A 16,437-nucleotide genomic window follows, 5' to 3' on the forward strand; every position below is an offset into this window, starting at 1 on the left:
CCGCCGGCGCCCGGTACCGAGCCCCGCCGGGTTCACCGGGGACTGGGCCAGCTCCGCCGGACCGGCCACGACGCCCTGCGCGGGGGCTTCGCCCTCCGCCCGGCGCCGCCCGGACGGCAGCGCCAGCGCGCCCCCGCCCTCGCGCGCCGCGGGGTTCTTGGGCCCGGCGGTCTCGTCCTCCAGGAAGGCGTCCACCCCGCGCCGGCCGCGCCGGCCGCCGGAGACCGTCGCGGGGGCGGCCTCGGGCTCCGGCTCGGGCTGCTCCTCTGGCTCCGGCAGGGTCACCGTCCCGGCGCCCGAACCCAGCGGCAGCTCCAGCACGTACGCCCCGCCAGGAGCGCCGGGCACCTCCACCGTCTGCAGGACGCCGCCGTGCGCGGTGACGATGCCCCGCACGATCGGCTCGTGCACCGGGTCGCCGCCCTCGTAGGGGCCGCGCACCTCGATCCGTACGACGTCACCCCGCTGGGCCGCGGCCACCACGATGGTGGAGTCGCCGTACCCGCTGCCCTGGGCGGTCTTGCCGGTGGCGTCCACTCCGGCGACGTCCGCGATCAGGTGCGCGAGGGCGGCGGCGATCCGCCCCTCGTCCACCTCGGCCTCGATCGTCGGGGCGTGGACGGCGAACTGCACCCGCCCGGGGCCGATCAGCTCGACCGCGCCGTCGACACCCGCCGCGACGACGGTGTTGATCAGGGCGTTCTTCTTCTTGAGTTTCTCGCTGCCCGCGTCCAGGCGCTGGTACTCCAGCACGTTGTCCACGAGGGTGGTCATCCGCGAGTAGCCGGCGGCGAGATGGTGCAGCAGCTGGTTGGCCTCGGGCCACAGCTGGCCCCCGTCGTCGGCGGCCAGCGTGGCCAGCTCCCCGCGCAGTTCCTCCAGCGGGCCGCGCAGGGAATCCCCGAGGACGGCCAGCAGCTGGGCGTGGCGCGCGGCGAGGGCGTCGTACTGGCGCCGGTCGGTGAAGGTCATCACCGCGCCGACGAGCAGTTCCCCGTCCCGTACGGGGGAGGTGGTCAGGTCGACGGAGACGGCCTGCCCGGCCTTGTTCCACAGCACCTGGCCGCGGACCCGGTGCTTGCGCCCGCTGCGGAGGGTGTCGGCGAGCGGGGACTCGTCGAAGGGGAAGGGCGAGCCGTCGGCGCGCGAGTGCTGGATCAGCCCGTGCAGCTCGCGGTTGCCGAGGTCGGTGGCGCGGTATCCGAGGATCTGCGCGGCGGCCGGGTTGACGAGGACGACGCGGCCCTCGGTGTCCGTGCCGACGACACCCTCGGCGGCGGCGCGCAGGATCATCTCCGTCTGCCGCTGGGAGCGGGCCAGCTCGGCCTCGGTGTCCACGGTCTCGGAGAGGTCCCGCACGACGAGCATCAGCAGTTCGTCGCCGGTGTACGGCTGGGGCTCGCGGTAGGCGTCGCGGCCGTCGAGGTGGGCGCTGGTGACCTCGACGGGGAACTCGCTGCCGTCGGTGCGGCGCGCGGTCATCCGCTTCGGCTTGGAGCGGCCTTCCTCGCGGTCGCCGGGGCGGCGCATCGAGCCGGGGATCTGCTTGGAGTCGAACTCCGGCAGGAGGTCGAGCACCCCGCGGCCGACGAGCCCGGTACCGGGGCTCTCCATGACTTCGAGGGCGATCGAATTGGCGTTGACGACCGTGCCGTTGGCGTTGACGAGCAACAGCGCGTCCGGGAGCGCGTCGAGTATTGCTGCGAGGCGAGCAGCGCCTCGGGATGGCCTGCTGCTCACGACGAGCTTCCTCCCTGACCACGACTACCGGCATGTCACGGGAGGAGTCTAAGGGCACCGTCCCGCCGTGAGGTGGCGGATGTGCGGGGGAAAACGTGCATCCGCCGCATCGTCCCAGGTCAGGAATGCTCCCCCGGAAGCACAGGTTCCAGGTTCTTCCACCGGGCGATGTCGCAGCCGTTCCTGCGCTGGAACGTTGTGTCCACCTTCTGGCCGCGCCACGTTCCCGTGACGTGGGCGACGGCCGAGCCGCCGTACTGGAACGAGCAGTTCTTGGCGTCCGACTCGGCGAAGGGGTCCTTGCCCTGTCTGGCCAGTGTGTCGAGGCGGGCGCAGGCCTCCTCGGCGAAGGGGTGGTCGCCGCCGGCGGGGTGGCACTCCAGCCGGTGCGTGCCGTCGACGAGGCGGTTGCCGCTCTTGGAGATCTCGATGGTGAGCCGGTCGGGTGAGGACAGCAGGCGCCCGAGGGGAAGGGGCGGCAGGGGTCCGGCGGCCGCGGCGGTGAGGGCGGAGGTGACGGCGAAGGCGGCGAGACGCAGCATGGGGCACTCCAGGTCGTCCGTACGTCGTACGCCTCACCAACGACCTTCCGGCTCGGACGTTGCGTGCTTAAGCCTTTGCCCTGCGGCCCCGGCTCCTTGTACCGTTGGGAGCGGATTGGTGAGCGGCCCCGCGGCTGTGTCATCATCTGCACGCACCTTCGTACGCGGGGGTGTGCTGGAGGCGTCGCCTAGTCCGGTCTATGGCGCCGCACTGCTAATGCGGTTTGGGGCTTACACCCCATCGAGGGTTCAAATCCCTCCGCCTCCGCACCTCACCGAAGCCCCGGTCCTGATGGACCGGGGCTTCGGTGCGTTCGGGGCTTGGAGGGGTTTCGGATGGGCCCGTCTGGGTACTCCGGCAGGCCGGGCGCTGCGGCGCGGAGTCCTTCCGGACGATCTTCTTCCAGGGCATTTCTGCAGGTCAGAGGCGTTGGGGCTAATGGATTTCGCGTCCCGGCGAGGTCCATGTATTGTTGTTCTCGCAAGGCCAACGGGGCGAAAAAAACCCGGGAAGCCCAAGCACTCGTAGCTTAACGGATAGAGCATCTGACTACGGATCAGAAGGTTGCAGGTTCGAATCCTGCCGAGTGCACAGCCGAGAGGCCCTCAGGAGAAGTCCTGAGGGCCTCTTTCGTGTGTCCGGGCCGTACTCGAGACGGAGGGGTCCCCCGGGAGAGCTCAGGGATGGAATGGCTCCTGAGGGGGACGTGGACCACGCGGCTCCCCGGATACGGTTTTCGAAGATCGTTCGAACCTTGATGGGGGCTCTCATGGGACTCTTCGGAAACGCGCACACCGTCGACCCGTCGTCGGCGCAGCGGGACTACGCGCGCCTGCTGGGGAACGGCGAGCAGGTCTACGCGGCGTACCTGCTGGTGCGCGACACGATCCTGTTCACGGACCGGCGGCTGGTGTTCGTCGACAAGCAGGGGCTGACGGGCAAGAAGGTGGAGTACCACTCCATCCCGTACCGGAGCATCACGCACTTCTCGGTGGAGACGGCCGGGCACTTCGATCTCGACGCCGAGCTCAAGATATGGATATCCGGCAGCCCGGCGCCGATCGAGAAGACCTTCACCAAGGGGGTCGACATCTACGAGATGCAGGCGATCCTGACGCAGTTCGTCGCGCGCTAGGCGGGCGCGGGCTCAGGGGCGGCCGGGCAGGACGCGCGGGAGGCCGGTCACCGAGAGCACCAGCGAGTAGAGCGAGGTGGTGGCGGTGATGAAGAGGCGGTTGTTCTTCGGGCCGCCGAAGGCGATGTTCGAGACGGGTTCCGGGACGCGCAGGCGGCCGATGAGGTCTCCGTCCGCCGCGTAGCAGTGCACGCCCGATGCCATCGCGGCCGCCCACAGCCGGCCCTCGTCGTCGAAGCGGATGTTGTCCACCGAGGGGCAGTCCGTGAAGACGCGGTCCCCGCTGAGGGTGCCGTCGTCGCCGACCTTGAAGACGCGGATGTGGCCGGCGCGGGTGTCGGCCGCGTACAGCTCGCTCTCGTCGGGGGAGAAGACCAGGCCGTTCGGCCCGAGGAAGCCGTCGGCGACGAGGCGGACCTCGCCGGTGGCCGGGTCGGCCCGGTAGAGGTTGCAGGCGCCGATCTCGCTCGGCGCCCGCCGGCCCTCGTAGTCGTTGGTGATCCCGAAGTCCGGGTCGGAGAACCAGACGGAGCCGTCCGAGCGGACCACCGCGTCGTTGGGGCTGTTGAGCCGCTTGCCGTCGTAGCGGTCGGCGATGACGGTGAGGCTGCCGTCGGGTTCGGTGCGGGTGACGCGCCGGTTGCCCTGCTCACAGGTGATCAGGCGGCCCTCGCGGTCGAGGGTGTTGCCGTTGGAGTGGCCGGCCGGGGAGCGGAAGACGGAGACCGCGCCGGTCGCCTCGTCCCAGCGCAGCATCCGGTCGTTGGGTATGTCGCTCCACACCAGCTGGCGCCAGGCGGGCAGGTACAGGGGGCCTTCGGCCCAGCGGCAGTCGTCGTAGAGCCGTTCCAGGCGGGCGTCTCCGTTGGCGCAGCGGCCGGTACGGAAGCGTTCGTCCAGGATCTCGTACAAGGTGAGGTCGGCTATGCCCAACATGATTCCCCCAGATGAGTGCATCTCCGAATGCTGTTCGGTGTGATGGTGAGATTGCAGGATCAGGTACCGTCTTCGCAAGAGCCGACGGGCTCAACCGGCCCAAGGGGCTCGACGGGCCGGCGGGCCCACGGGAGGAAGACGGCGTGGACGACATCGACCGGGCGCTCGTCCTGCGCCTCCAGCAGGACGCGGGCCAGTCCTACGCCGCACTCGGCGCGGCCGTGGGGCTCTCGGCCGGGGCAACCCACGAGCGCGTACGCAAACTGCGCGAGCGCGGGGTCATCCGGCGGACCACCGTCGACGTGGACCCGGCCGCCGTCGGCAGCGGGGTGCTGGCCTATGTGATGGTCGACTCCAACGCGTGGATGGGCGAGTCGGCGGAGGACTTCGCCGCCATCCCCGAGATCCAGGAGGCGCACATCATCGCGGGCAGCGCCTCGGTGCTGGTCAAGGTGCGCACGGCCACCACCGAGCAGCTCCAGGACGTCCTGCGGCGGCTCTACGCCATCGACGGGGTCAGCGGGACGCAGGCCACCGTGGTCCTGGAGACGTTCTTCGAGCGGCCGCTCCCGCTGTGACCGCCCCCGCCGCGGGCTGGTGGTGCACCGGGATCCGGTGGAGCACGGAGGGTCCCGCCATCGGATGGTGCGGGCGCGGGGAGCGCGGCAGCCCGCTCACCCCGGGGCAGCGGCTGGCCTTCACCGCCCGCGGCGAGCGGCACTGCCTGGGCGTGTGGCGGGCCGGGAGGCGGACCCCGTGCCCGGTGGCCCGGTCGGTGCCGGGCCGGGCGGGGAGCGCCCAGTGCCCCGAGTGCGCCCGGCTGGACCGGTCCTTCTCGGTGGCCGCGGACACCAATGCGGCCGACCCGCGCACCTACCGCGTCTACCTGGCGTGGTTCGGGCCCGGGATGGTCAAGGTCGGCATCACCGCCGAGGAGCGCGGCCCGGTCCGGCTGCTGGAGCAGGGGGCGGTCACCTGGGCCTGGCTGGGACGCGGCCCGCTGATGGCGGCGCGCCGGACCGAGGAGCTGCTGCGGGCCGCCCTGGGGGTGCCGGACCGGATCGCCTACGCCCGCAAGCGCGCCGTACGGGCCCGGCTGCCGGTGGAGCCCGAGCGGGCCCGGGAGGTCGCCGAGCTGCACGCGCGGGCCGCCGCGCTGCCCGGGTGGCCGGAGTCGCTGGAACGGGTGGGCTGCGAGATCACCGACCACGCCGGGGCGTTCGAGCTGGCCGCGCTGCCGGAACCGGCCCGGCTCGTCACACAGCTGGTGCCCGGCGGGAGCGTCGTCGGGCGGCTGGCGGGGGCCGCCGGACCCGACCTGCACTTCGCGGACGGGCTCGTGGTGGACACCCGGCTGCTGGCCGGATGGGAGCTGTCGGCCGCCCCCGAGGACGCCCGCACCGACGTCCCGCTGGCCGTCGTCGAGCCCGGGCCGTCCGCGGCCGAGCAGGGCGGACTGTTCTGACGCCGGTCAAGGTCAAAACTTGGATCCCTTTGGCCGCCCGGGGCCCATTCCGATGGACATGCCAAGGGCCTTCCGCCGAGGGTGGGGGCATGAGCATTCAGCCCGTTCCGGCGTTCGAACCGCCTTACGTGATGGCCGTATTCACCAATGTCCGCACCTCCGACGAGAGCGGCTATCCGGAGACCAACGCCCGGATGAACGAGATCGTCAACGAGAACCCCGGGTTCCTCGGCTACGAATCCGCCCGCACGCCCGGCGGTCTGGGCATCACCGTCGCGTACTTCCGCGACCACGAGTCCCTGCGCGTCTGGCGGGAGGACCTGGAGCACCAGGCGGCCATGAAGCAGGGGCGCGCCCACTGGTACGAGAGCTACACCCTGCACGTCGCGACCGTCGAGCGGAGCCACGGCTTTGCCCGCAACGGCTGAGGCGGTCCGCGCGTTCCGCGAGCGGCTCGGCCTGCCGGGACTGGTGGACGTCCACACGCACTTCATGCCGGAGCGGGTGCTGGCCAAGGTCTGGGACTACTTCGACGCGGTCGGTCCGCTGACCGGCGTCGCGTGGCCCATCACCTACCGGCACGAGGAGGAGCGGCGGGTGGCGCTGCTGCGGGAGTTCGGTGTCCGCGCCTTCACCTCCATGCTCTACCCGCACAAGCCCGCGATGGCCGCCTGGCTCAACGCGTGGGCCGCGGACTTCGCCGCCCGCACCCCCGACTGCCTGCACACCGCGACCTTCTTCCCCGAGGCGGACGTGGCGGCGTACACCGCGCGGGCCGTGTCCGACGGCGCCCGGGTCTTCAAGGCGCACCTCCAGGTCGGCGGCTACGACCCGAACGACGACCGCCTCGACCCCGTCTGGGGTCTGCTGGCCGAGGCGGGGATCCCGACCGTCGTCCACTGCGGTTCGGGGCCCGCCCCGGGCAAGCACACCGGCCCCGGGCCGATCGCCCGGCTGCTGGCCCGCCACCCCCGACTGCCGCTGGTCGTCGCGCACATGGGGATGCCCGAGTACACGGACTTCCTCGACCTGGCCGCCCGGTACCCCGAGGTGCGCCTCGACACGACCATGGCCTTCACCGACTTCTCGGAGCGCCTCGGTCCCTTCCCGCCCGGGGAGCTGGGGCGGCTCGCCGACCTCGGGGACCGGATCCTGCTGGGCACCGACTTCCCGAACATCCCCTACCCCTACGAACACCAGCTGGACGCACTGGAACGGCTCGGCCTCGGCGACGACTGGCTGCGCGCGGTCTGCCACGACAACGCCGTCCGCCTGTTCGGCCTCCCCCTTCCCTGAGCACCTGCGGGGGCCGCCCTTTCTCAGGAGATTCACAGGTAGGGGCAAGAACGCTCTCAGAGGCGGCCGCCAGCGTGGGGTCATGACCGCGACGACCACCTCCCACGCGTCCACGTCCACCGGCAACCCGACGGCCCTGCTGCGGCCCGACGGCGGACCCTGCCGGGTCCTCGTCGTCGACGACGAAGCCCCGCTCTCCGAGCTGCTCTCCATGGCCCTGCGCTACGAGGGCTGCGAGGTCCGCAGCGCGGGCGACGGGGCGGGCGCCGTCCGGGCCGCCCGGGAGTTCAGGCCGGACGTGGTGGTCCTCGACGTCATGCTCCCCGACATGGACGGGCTGGCCGTCCTGGGGCGGCTGCGCCGTGAGATCCCGCAGGTCCCGGTGCTGTTCCTGACCGCCAAGGACTCCGTCGAGGACCGCATCGCGGGCCTGACGGCGGGCGGCGACGACTACGTCACCAAGCCGTTCAGCCTGGAGGAGGTCGTGGCCCGGCTGCGCGGGCTGGTGCGCCGCTCCGGTGCCGCGCAGGCCGCCCGCGGCGGCTCGGTCCTGACCGTCGGAGACCTGCGCCTCGACGAGGACAGCCACGAGGTGGTCCGGGGCGGGCAGGAGGTCCACCTGACCGCCACCGAGTTCGAGCTGCTGCGGTACCTGATGCGCAATCCGCGCCGGGTGCTCAGCAAGGCGCAGATCCTGGACCGGGTGTGGTCCTACGACTTCGGCGGCCAGGCCAACGTGGTGGAGCTCTACATCTCCTACCTGCGCCGGAAGCTGGAGGGCGGCACCGGTCTGCCCCCGATGATCCACACCCGGCGGGGCGCCGGCTACCTGATCAAGCCGGCCGACTAGTGGTCCTGCGGCGCCCCTGGTCGCTGCGGACGCGGCTGGTCGTCTCGGCGGTGGCGCTGATCGCCGTCGTGGGCGCGGCCATCGGCACCGTCACCACCCTCGCCATGCGCTCCCGCCTGGTCGGCGAGCTCGACAAGCAGCTGACCACCTCCGTCGAGATGGCCGTCCGGGGCCCCGGTGCGGCCAAGGCGGCCCGCGACGCCGGCCTCGGCTTCGTCTTCGCCCCCGGCTCCCCGATGGGCGCCGCCGGGATCCGCCTCGACGCGACGCACACGGTGATCGGCGGCGCCCGGATCGTCCCCGTGTCCGGACAGAACCTCGACCACCGCGAGCTGCTCACCGAAGCCCAGACCGAGGCCCTCGCGGCGGTCGCCCGCAAGGCCGGCCACGGCCGCACCGCACCCGTGGACGCCGACCTGCCCGGTCTCGGCGCCTACCGGGTCGTGGCCGCCCCCGACGGCACCCTGGTGCTCGCCTTCCCGCTCCAGGGCGTCGACTCCACCGTGCGCACCCTGATCGCCGTCGAGGTCTGCGTCACCCTGGCCGGACTGATCGCCGCCTCCCTCGCCGGCCAGGCCCTGGTCGGGGTCGCCCTGCGTCCGCTGCGCCGGGTCGCCGCCACCGCCACCCGGGTGTCCGAACTCCCCTTGCACAGCGGCGAACCCGCCCTGCACGAGCGGGTCCCGGACACCGAGGCCGACCCCCGTACCGAGGTGGGGCAGGTCGGTGCCGCCCTCAACCGGATGCTGGGGCACGTCTCCTCCGCGCTGACAGCACGCCAGCAGAGCGAGACGCAGGTCCGGCAGTTCGTCGCCGACGCCTCCCACGAGCTGCGCACCCCGCTCGCCTCCATCCGGGGCTACGCCGAACTCACCCGCCGGGGGCGGGAGGAGCCCGGCCCCGACACCCGGCACGCCCTGGGCCGGATCGAGTCCGAGGCCACCCGGATGACCGGGCTGGTCGAGGACCTGCTGCTGCTGGCCCGGCTGGACGCGGGCCGCCCGCTGTCCTTCGAGGTCACCGACCTGGCCCCGCTCGTCGTCGACGCCGTCAGCGACGCCCGTGCCGCGGGACCCGGCCACCACTGGCGCCTCTGCCTCCCCGACGAGCCCGCACCCGTCCGCGCCGACGCGGCACGGATCCAGCAGGTCCTGGTGAACCTCCTGGCCAACGCCCGCACCCACACCCCGCCCGGCACCACCGTCACCGCCCATGTTTCACGTGAAACATCCGCCGTCCGGCTGCGGATCGAGGACGACGGCCCCGGGATCCCGCCCGAGCTGCTGCCCCACGTCTTCGAGCGCTTCGCCCGCGGCGACGCCTCCCGGTCCCGCTCGGCGGGATCGACCGGGCTCGGCCTCGCCATCGTCCAGGCCGTGGTCGGCGCGCACGACGGACGGGTCGGCGTACGCAGCGAGCCCGGCCGGACCTGCTTCGAAGTACTGCTCCCGCTGGCGGCCCACGACCCCGGCACGCACTCACAGACGGCGCACAGGCTCACCACACCGAGGTGACAGGGCACCCCGCGAGGGTCGGAACATGCCAACCGACACCTCTCCCGACGCCCTCCCGGCCCGGGCGCCGCTCGCGTCCGCGCCCGGCGAGCCCGTACTCGACGTGGTGATCCCGGTCTTCAACGAGGAGAAGGACCTCGGCCCCTGCGTGCGCCGCCTCCACGCCCACCTCACCCGCACGTTCCCGTACGCCTTCCGCATCACCATCGCCGACAACGCCAGCACCGACCGCACCCCCGAGGTCGCGGCCGGGCTCGCCGCCTCGGTCGAGGGAGTACGCAGCTTCCGGCTGGAGGAGAAGGGCCGCGGACGGGCCCTGCGCACCGTATGGTCGTGCTCGGAGGCGCCCGTCCTCGCGTACATGGACGTGGACCTCTCCACCGACCTGAACGCGCTGCTGCCGCTGGTCGCCCCGCTCATCTCCGGCCACTCCGACCTGGCCATCGGCACCCGGCTGGCCCGCTCCTCGCGCGTCGTACGGGGAGCCAAGCGGGAGTTCGTCTCACGCGCCTACAACCTGCTGCTCCGCTCCTCCCTCGCCGCCCGGTTCAGCGACGCCCAGTGCGGGTTCAAGGCCATCCGGCGCGAGGTGGCGGAGCGGCTGCTGCCGCTGGTGGAGGACACCGGCTGGTTCTTCGACACCGAGATGCTGGTACTGGCCGAGCGGGCCGGCCTGCGGATCCACGAGGTGCCGGTGGACTGGGTGGACGACCCCGACTCCACGGTCCACATCGTGAGGACCGCCACCGAGGACCTGAAGGGCGTCTGGCGGGTGGGCCGGGCGCTGGCGGTCGGAGCGCTCCCGCTCGACCGGCTCGCCCGCCCCTTCGGCGACGACCCGCGCGACCGCACGGCCCTGCCGGGGGTACCGCGCGGCCTGGCCCGCCAGCTCCTCGGCTTCTGCGTGGTCGGGGTGCTGTCCACCCTCTGCTACCTCGCCCTGTACTCCCTCTTCCGGCTCGGCGCCGGGCCGCAGGCCGCCAACGCGGCCGCCCTGCTGCTCTCGGCCGTGGCCAACACGGCCGCCAACCGGCGGCTCACCTTCGGCGTCCGGGGACGCGACCGGGCCGTCCGCCACCAGGCCCAGGGGCTGGTGGTCTTCGCCATCGGACTGGCCCTGACCAGCGGTTCGCTCGCCGCCCTCGACGCGGCCGCCGCCAACCCCGCCCACAGCACCGAGCTGGCCGTGCTGATCACCGCCAACCTCGCCGCCACCGTGCTGCGGTTCCTGCTCTTCCGCGCCTGGGTCTTCCCCGAGCGGCGCACCACTCCCGTGAAGGACGACCACCGATGACCACCGCACCAGCCCCCCTCGACTCCCCCTTCCCCGAACGGCCGCCCGCCACGGCCGCGGGCACCGCTGCGGCCGCGGGTACCGCCGCGCACCGGGCCGTGCGGCCGCGCTGGGAGCGGCCCGCGTACGCGGCGCTGCTGCTCGCCACCGCCGTGCTGCTGCTGTGGAACCTCGGATCCTCCGGCTACGCCAACTCCTTCTACTCCGCCGCCGTACAGGCCGGTTCGGAGAGCTGGAAGGCCTTCTTCTTCGGCTCCTCCGACGCCGGGAACTCCATCACCGTCGACAAGCCCCCGGCCGCCCTGTGGCCGATGGCGTTGTCCGTCCGGCTGTTCGGGCTGGGCTCCTGGCAGATCCTCGTACCCCAGGCCCTGATGGGCGTCGGCACCACCGCCGTGCTGTACGCGGCCGTGCGGCGCCAGTTCGGGGCCGGGGCCGCCCTGCTGAGCGGTGCCGCCTTCGCGCTCACGCCCGTGGCCGCGTTGATGTTCCGCTTCAACAACCCGGACGCGCTGCTGACGCTGCTGCTGACCGTCACCGTGTACTGCGTGCTCCGGGCCCTGGACGGAGCACGGACGGGGTGGCTGGTGGCGGCCGGCGCGGCGATCGGCCTGGGCTTCCTGACGAAGACCCTGCAGGCCTTCGTCATCCTGCCGCCGCTGGCCCTGCTGTACGCGGTCTGCGCGCCGACCCGGCTGCGCCGCAGGCTCGGGCAGCTGCTGCTCGCCGGGCTGGCGGCGGTGGTGTCCGGCGGCTGGTGGGTGGCCGTGGTGGAGCTGTGGCCCGCCTCCTCCCGCCCCTACATCGGCGGCTCGCAGAACAACTCCTTCCTGGAGCTCACCTTCGGCTACAACGGCCTCGGCCGGCTGAACGGCGACGAGACGGGCAGCGTCGGCGGCGGGCGGGCCGTGACGGGCGGCGCCGGCGGCTACGGGATGCCCGAGGGCGGCCCGGGCCTCAGGGGCGGCGGCTGGGGGGAGACCGGCATCGACCGGCTGTTCTCGGGGAACGTGGGCGGCCAGATCTCCTGGCTGCTGCCGGCGGCCCTGGTGCTGCTGGTGGCCGGGCTGGTGGTCACCTGGCGGGCCCGCAGGGCCACCGACTCCCTGGAGGGAATGGCCCGCGCGGCGTTCCTCGCCTGGGGCGGCTCGCTGCTGATCACCGTGCTCGTCTTCAGCTACATGCAGGGCATCTTCCACGAGTACTACACCGTCGCGCTCGCCCCCTTCGTGGCCGCGCTGGTCGGCATGGGCACGGCCGTGCTCTGGGAGGAACGGAGCGGGAAGGCCGCCGCGCTCGCCCTGTCCGGGACGCTGGCCCTGACCGCCGTCTGGTCGTACGTACTCCTCGGCCGTTCCTCCGGCTACCTGCCGTGGCTGCGCTGGGCGGTACTGGCCGGGGGCCTGCTGGCCGCCGCCCTGCTGCCGTTCGCGGCCCGCCTCGGGCGCCGGGTGCTGCTCGCGACGGCCGCGCTGGGACTGGGCGCGGCCCTGGCGGGTCCCCTGGCGTACTGCCTGACCACCGTCGGCACGGGCCACACCGGGTCCATCCCGACGGCCGGCCCGGCGGTGGCCGGCGGCCGGGGCGCCCCGGGCGGGATGCGCTTCGGCCCGGGCGCCGAGCAGTTCCGGGGCGGCCCGGGGGGCCCCGCCGGCCAGGGCGCGCCGGGCGGGTTCCCCGGCGGAGCGCCGCAGGGCGGCGGAGCGATGGGCGGTGGCCCGATGGGCGGCGGTGCGCCGGGTAGCGGTGCGTCGCAGCCGAACGGCGGCGCCCCGGGCGGAGTCCCCGGCGGCCAGGGCACCCCGGGGGTCCAGGGCGCCCCGGGCGGCCAGGGCGGCCGTGAGCGCCCGGGCTTCGTCGGCGGCGGACCCGGCGGGCTGCTGGGCGGTACCCGGGTCGGCGCGGAGGCCAAGGCCGCGCTGCGTACCGGCGCCGACCGCTACACCTGGGCGGCGGCCACCATCGGCTCCCAGAACGCGGCGAGTTACCAGCTGGCCTCCGGCGCGCCCGTGATGCCGATCGGCGGCTTCAACGGCAGCGATCCCTCGCCCACGCTGGAGCAGTTCAAGGCGTACGTGAAGGCGGGGAAGATCCACTGGTTCATCGCCCAGGGCGGTGTCGACGGCGCTTCGGGCGAGGGTGGTACGGGTGCGAACCGGCCCGGAGGCGCGGGAGGTCCCGGCGGGGCGGCGGGTTCGGCCATCGACAGCTGGGTGAAGGCGAACTTCAAGGCCACCACCATCGGCGGAGCCGCCTTCTACGACCTGACGACCCCCTAGCATCAAGAGGGCGGACCGGGCATTCCGGGCCGATCCCCTTGTGGCGAGGAGGGTGCCTCCATGGCGACCGAGGCTGATCCGGGCGAGGCCAGGACCAGTGTGTGGCTGGGCGCCAGAGCCGTCGCCCCCAGCAGACGCCGCAGTGAGGCGCCCTCGGGCCTGGACCGGGAACGGATCACCGCCGCCACCGTGCGGCTGCTGGACGCGGAGGGGCTCGGCCGGTTCTCGATGCGCCGGCTGGCAGCCGAGCTGGGGGTCACCGCGATGTCCCTGTACTGGTACGTGGACACCAAGCACGACCTGCTCGAACTGGCCCTGGACAGCGCCCTGGGCCAGCAGCGGCTGCCGGCCGGCCCGCCCCCCGGGGAGGGCTGGCCGGCCCGGCTGCGGACGCTGGCCTGCGGCTACCGGCAGCTGCTGGCGGAGCATCCGTGGGTGGCCCCGCTCAGCGTCGCCTACCCCAACATCGGCCCGCACGCGCGCGCCTTCGACACCGCCCTGCGCCGGCTGCTGGAGTCCACCGGCCTGGTGGACGCCGCCCGGACGGGCGCGCACCTGGCCGTCTCCCAGTTCCTCGGGGGCTGCGCCCTGAACGGCTGCGGCGGCACGGTCCGGCGGGCGCCCGAAGCGGAGTTCGCCCTGGCCCTCGACGTCCTGATCGCCGGCATCGAGGCCAAGGCCGCGCATACGGCGAAGGCCCGGGCCCGGACCCCTTAGCGGGGTCCGGGCCCGGGCCGTTCACGGCGTGCTCCGGGTGGGCTTCCGGTCAGGCCTTGGCCCGCGCGGCGGCCTCTGCGGTCTCGGCGGCCTGTGCGGCCTCTGCGGTTTCGGCGGACGCAGGGGCCCCCGCCCCGGCGCCGCCCTCGGCGGCCGGCTGGTGCAGGGCCGGCTTCGACTTCAGCGCGACCTCCTTGATGAACAGCACCAGCAGCAGCGCGAGCAGCGCGCTCGGGGCGGCGTACAGGAAGACGTCGCCGACGCCGTGTCCGTACGCGGACTCGATGACGGTCCGGAACGGCGCGGGCAGCTTGTCGAGGTCGGGGATCCCGCCGCCGGCGGTGCCGCCGTGCCCCATGGCCGCGGCCTTCGGGCCGAGCGCGGCCAGGCCGTCCTTGACGTAGTGGGTGACCCGGTTGGCCATGACCGCGCCCAGCGCCGAGACGCCCATGGCGCCGCCGAGGGAGCGGAAGAAGGTGACGACGGAGCTGGCGGCGCCGAGGTCCTCGGGGGCCACCTGGTTCTGCGTCGCGAGGACCAGGTTCTGCATCATCATGCCGAGGCCGAGCCCGGTGAGCGCCATGTAGAGCGCGATGTGCCAGTACGGGGTGTCGTACCGCAGGGTGCCGAGCAGGCCGAGTCCGGCGGTCAGCAGCACGCCGCCGGAGACCAGCCAGGCCTTCCACTTGCCGGTCTTGGTGATGACCTGGCCGGAGACCGTCGAGGAGACGAAGAGGCCGCCGATCATCGGGATGGTGAGGACGCCGGACATGGTGGGGGACTCGCCCCGGGCCAGCTGGAAGTACTGGCTGAAGAAGACCGTGCCCGAGAACATCGCGATGCCGACGAACAGCGAGGCGGCGGAGGCCAGGCTGATGGTCTTGTTGCGGAACAGCCGCAGCGGGATGATCGGGTCGCTCGCGCGGGACTCGACGAGGAGGAAGAGCAGGCCGAGCACCACGGCGCCGCCGGTCATCGCGAGGGTGGTCCAGGAGATCCAGTCGTAGGAGTCCCCGGCCTGGGTCACCCAGATCAGCAGGAGCGAGACGGCCCCGCTGATGAGGAAGGCGCCGAGCCAGTCGACCTTGACGTCGCGGCGGACCACCGGGAGCCGCAGGGTCTTCTGGAGCACGATCAGCGCGATGACCGCGAACGGCACGCCGACGTAGAAGCACCAGCGCCAGCCCAGCCAGTCGGTGTCGGTGATGACGCCGCCGAGCAGCGGGCCGCCGACGGTGGCGACGGCGAAGACGGCGCCCAGGTAGCCGCTGTAGCGCCCGCGCTCACGCGGGGAGATCATCGCGGCCATCACGATCTGGGCGAGGGCGGAGAGGCCGCCGACGCCGATGCCCTGGACCACCCGGCAGGCGATGAGCATCCCGGTGTTCTGCGACAGGCCCGCGACCACGGAGCCGAGGACGTAGATCACCAGGGATATCTGGACGAGGAGCTTCTTGCTGAAGAGGTCGGACAGCTTGCCCCACAGCGGGGTCGCGGCCGTCATCGAGAGCAGGGCGGCGGTGACGACCCAGGTGTAGGAGGACTGGGTGCCGCCGAGGTCGCTGATGATCTGGGGCAGGGCGTTGGAGACGATCGTGGAGGACAGGATCGCCACGAACATGCCGAGCATGAGCCCGGACAGCGCCTTCATGATCTGCGGATGGGTCATGGGCGCGCCGTCGGACGTGGTCTCCGACCGGCCGCCTCCCCGCACACCGCCGGGTGTGGTCGTAGCCATGTGTTTCCTTTGCCTAGAAGCTCGATCGGAGTCGGGCCAGCAGGGTGTTCAGTACGTCGATGTCCTCGGCCGACCAGTCGGCCAGGGCCTTCTCCAGCGCGTCGGTGTAGCGGGCGCCGAGCTCGGCGAGCATGGCGCGCCCGGCTTCGGTGAGGCGCAGGATCCGGCAGCGGCCGTCGCCGGGGTCGGTCTCCCGCTCGATCCAGCCGTGCTGCGCCACGTGGGCGACGTGCCGGCTGCTGACCGAGATGTCGACGGCCATGTACTCGGTGAGCCGGCTGAGCCGCATCTCGCCGTGCCGGTCGAGGACGGTGAGGACGGCGGCGGAGCCGGGCGGGCAGTGCGGGGGCAGCATCCGGGCCAGGTCGCGTTTGACCGCGCCGACTCCGGTGAGCTGGCGGGCCAGCTCCTCGTAGCGGGTGTGCTGGGCCGTCTGCGTCGTCATCGGGAACCGCCCCCATCTTGTTGCTTAGGGCAACCATAGAAGCGCATGGTTGCTACAGGCAAATGAATTCGGGGGGTGCGGCGGTAAAGGAATCGGAAAGCCGGGGCGGGGGAGCGGAGGGGAGGAGGGGAGGGGAGGGGGCCCTCAGTTCCAGGCGGCGCTGACGTTCCTGGTCTCCACGTGCATGCCCAGCGGGACCCGCCACGCCTCCACGCAGACCGTGTACGTCTGCGTCTTCGAGCTGCCGCCCGCGATGGGGGCGGGCAGGGGCTGGGTCGTGGTGATCGTGGCCCAGTCGACGCCGAGGGCGCCGATGATGTGCGTCGCGAAGCTGACCGTGCCGGAGCGGGCCGCCGTGGTGCCGGTGTTGGTGAAGGTCACCGTGACGCGTTCGCACCAGCGCGAGGACGCCGCCGCGCGGACCGGGGTGCCGAGCGTGAGCCGGGCCGGGGTGGCCGGCGGGGCGGGCGGTGTCGTACCCGGCT

Annotated in this window: 14 protein-coding genes, 2 tRNA genes and 2 pseudogenes; 12 read left to right on the forward strand and 6 right to left on the reverse strand. The window is 72.9% G+C overall.

Annotated elements, in window-relative coordinates:
* The coding region (locus tag SSNG_RS18150) for a PAS domain-containing protein (RefSeq protein ID WP_042801298.1) at positions 1–1,740 on the reverse strand (1,740 nt) is incomplete at its 3' end.
* Between the two features lie 119 nt (positions 1,741–1,859).
* Positions 1,860–2,282: an SSI family serine proteinase inhibitor gene (locus SSNG_RS18155; RefSeq protein WP_007265333.1), complete on the reverse strand. Its 423-nt coding sequence runs from the start codon at positions 2,280–2,282 to the stop codon at positions 1,860–1,862.
* 177 nt (positions 2,283–2,459) lie between these two features.
* On the opposite strand from SSNG_RS18155, the gene SSNG_RS18160 reads away from it, so the two are divergent.
* The 3 genes from SSNG_RS18160 to SSNG_RS18170 all read left to right on the forward strand — a co-directional run bounded on the left by SSNG_RS18160 (position 2,460) and on the right by SSNG_RS18170 (position 3,418).
* Positions 2,460–2,550, forward strand: a tRNA-Ser gene (locus tag SSNG_RS18160).
* A gap of 251 nt (positions 2,551–2,801) precedes the next feature.
* A tRNA-Arg gene (locus tag SSNG_RS18165) sits at positions 2,802–2,874 on the forward strand.
* A gap of 178 nt (positions 2,875–3,052) precedes the next feature.
* Positions 3,053–3,418, forward strand: a complete 366-nt coding sequence (locus SSNG_RS18170) for a PH domain-containing protein (protein ID WP_007265334.1) — start codon at positions 3,053–3,055, stop codon at positions 3,416–3,418.
* A 12-nt stretch (positions 3,419–3,430) separates the two neighbouring features.
* Here SSNG_RS18170 and SSNG_RS18175 read toward each other — a convergent pair whose 3' ends face one another.
* Positions 3,431–4,354: an SMP-30/gluconolactonase/LRE family protein gene (locus tag SSNG_RS18175; RefSeq protein WP_007265335.1), complete on the reverse strand. Its 924-nt coding sequence runs from the start codon at positions 4,352–4,354 to the stop codon at positions 3,431–3,433.
* A 143-nt stretch (positions 4,355–4,497) separates the two neighbouring features.
* Here SSNG_RS18175 and SSNG_RS18180 point away from each other — a divergent pair, with 143 nt between their 5' ends.
* The 9 genes from SSNG_RS18180 to SSNG_RS18220 all read left to right on the forward strand — a co-directional run bounded on the left by SSNG_RS18180 (position 4,498) and on the right by SSNG_RS18220 (position 13,769).
* Complete coding sequence (locus SSNG_RS18180; protein WP_007265336.1) at positions 4,498–4,932, forward strand: Lrp/AsnC family transcriptional regulator; 435 nt, start codon at positions 4,498–4,500, stop codon at positions 4,930–4,932.
* Positions 4,929–5,819 carry a DUF2797 domain-containing protein gene (locus tag SSNG_RS18185; RefSeq protein ID WP_007265337.1) on the forward strand — a complete coding sequence of 297 codons (891 nt, stop codon included), beginning with the start codon at positions 4,929–4,931 and terminating at the stop codon, positions 5,817–5,819. Before SSNG_RS18180 ends, SSNG_RS18185 begins: the two co-directional genes overlap by 4 nt.
* Before the next feature lie 89 nt (positions 5,820–5,908).
* Positions 5,909–6,247, forward strand: a complete 339-nt coding sequence (locus SSNG_RS18190) for an antibiotic biosynthesis monooxygenase (protein WP_042801300.1) — start codon at positions 5,909–5,911, stop codon at positions 6,245–6,247.
* Positions 6,231–7,115, forward strand: a complete 885-nt coding sequence (locus SSNG_RS18195) for an amidohydrolase family protein (protein WP_007265339.1) — start codon at positions 6,231–6,233, stop codon at positions 7,113–7,115. The genes SSNG_RS18190 and SSNG_RS18195 overlap by 17 nt, the downstream gene beginning before the upstream one ends.
* Before the next feature lie 82 nt (positions 7,116–7,197).
* Positions 7,198–7,965: a response regulator transcription factor gene (locus tag SSNG_RS18200; RefSeq protein ID WP_007265340.1), complete on the forward strand. Its 768-nt coding sequence runs from the start codon at positions 7,198–7,200 to the stop codon at positions 7,963–7,965.
* Positions 7,966–7,970: 5 nt separating this feature from the next.
* A complete protein-coding gene (locus SSNG_RS18205) occupies positions 7,971–9,479 on the forward strand; it encodes a HAMP domain-containing sensor histidine kinase (protein ID WP_042803710.1) in 1,509 nt (502 codons plus the stop codon).
* A gap of 25 nt (positions 9,480–9,504) precedes the next feature.
* Entirely contained in the window at positions 9,505–10,773 is a 1,269-nt protein-coding gene (locus tag SSNG_RS18210; protein ID WP_007265342.1) for a bifunctional glycosyltransferase family 2/GtrA family protein, read from the forward strand.
* Positions 10,770–13,052: a glycosyltransferase family 39 protein gene (locus SSNG_RS18215; protein WP_007265343.1), complete on the forward strand. Its 2,283-nt coding sequence runs from the start codon at positions 10,770–10,772 to the stop codon at positions 13,050–13,052. The genes SSNG_RS18210 and SSNG_RS18215 overlap by 4 nt, the downstream gene beginning before the upstream one ends.
* A 60-nt stretch (positions 13,053–13,112) precedes the next feature.
* Entirely contained in the window at positions 13,113–13,769 is a 657-nt protein-coding gene (locus tag SSNG_RS18220; protein ID WP_007265344.1) for a TetR/AcrR family transcriptional regulator C-terminal domain-containing protein, read from the forward strand.
* Positions 13,770–13,944: 175 nt separating this feature from the next.
* Here SSNG_RS18220 and SSNG_RS18225 read toward each other — a convergent pair.
* From SSNG_RS18225 to SSNG_RS18235, 3 genes and pseudogenes are all read right to left on the reverse strand, one after another.
* Positions 13,945–15,507, reverse strand: a pseudogene (locus SSNG_RS18225) (MDR family MFS transporter); the annotation flags it as partial.
* 13 nt (positions 15,508–15,520) lie between these two features.
* Complete coding sequence (locus SSNG_RS18230; RefSeq protein WP_007265346.1) at positions 15,521–15,952, reverse strand: MarR family winged helix-turn-helix transcriptional regulator; 432 nt, start codon at positions 15,950–15,952, stop codon at positions 15,521–15,523.
* A 144-nt stretch (positions 15,953–16,096) separates the two neighbouring features.
* A pseudogene (locus SSNG_RS18235) lies at positions 16,097–16,437 on the reverse strand (hypothetical protein); the annotation flags it as partial.

Source organism: Streptomyces sp. C (assembly GCF_000158895.1).
GTDB lineage: Bacteria > Actinomycetota > Actinomycetes > Streptomycetales > Streptomycetaceae > Streptomyces > Streptomyces racemochromogenes.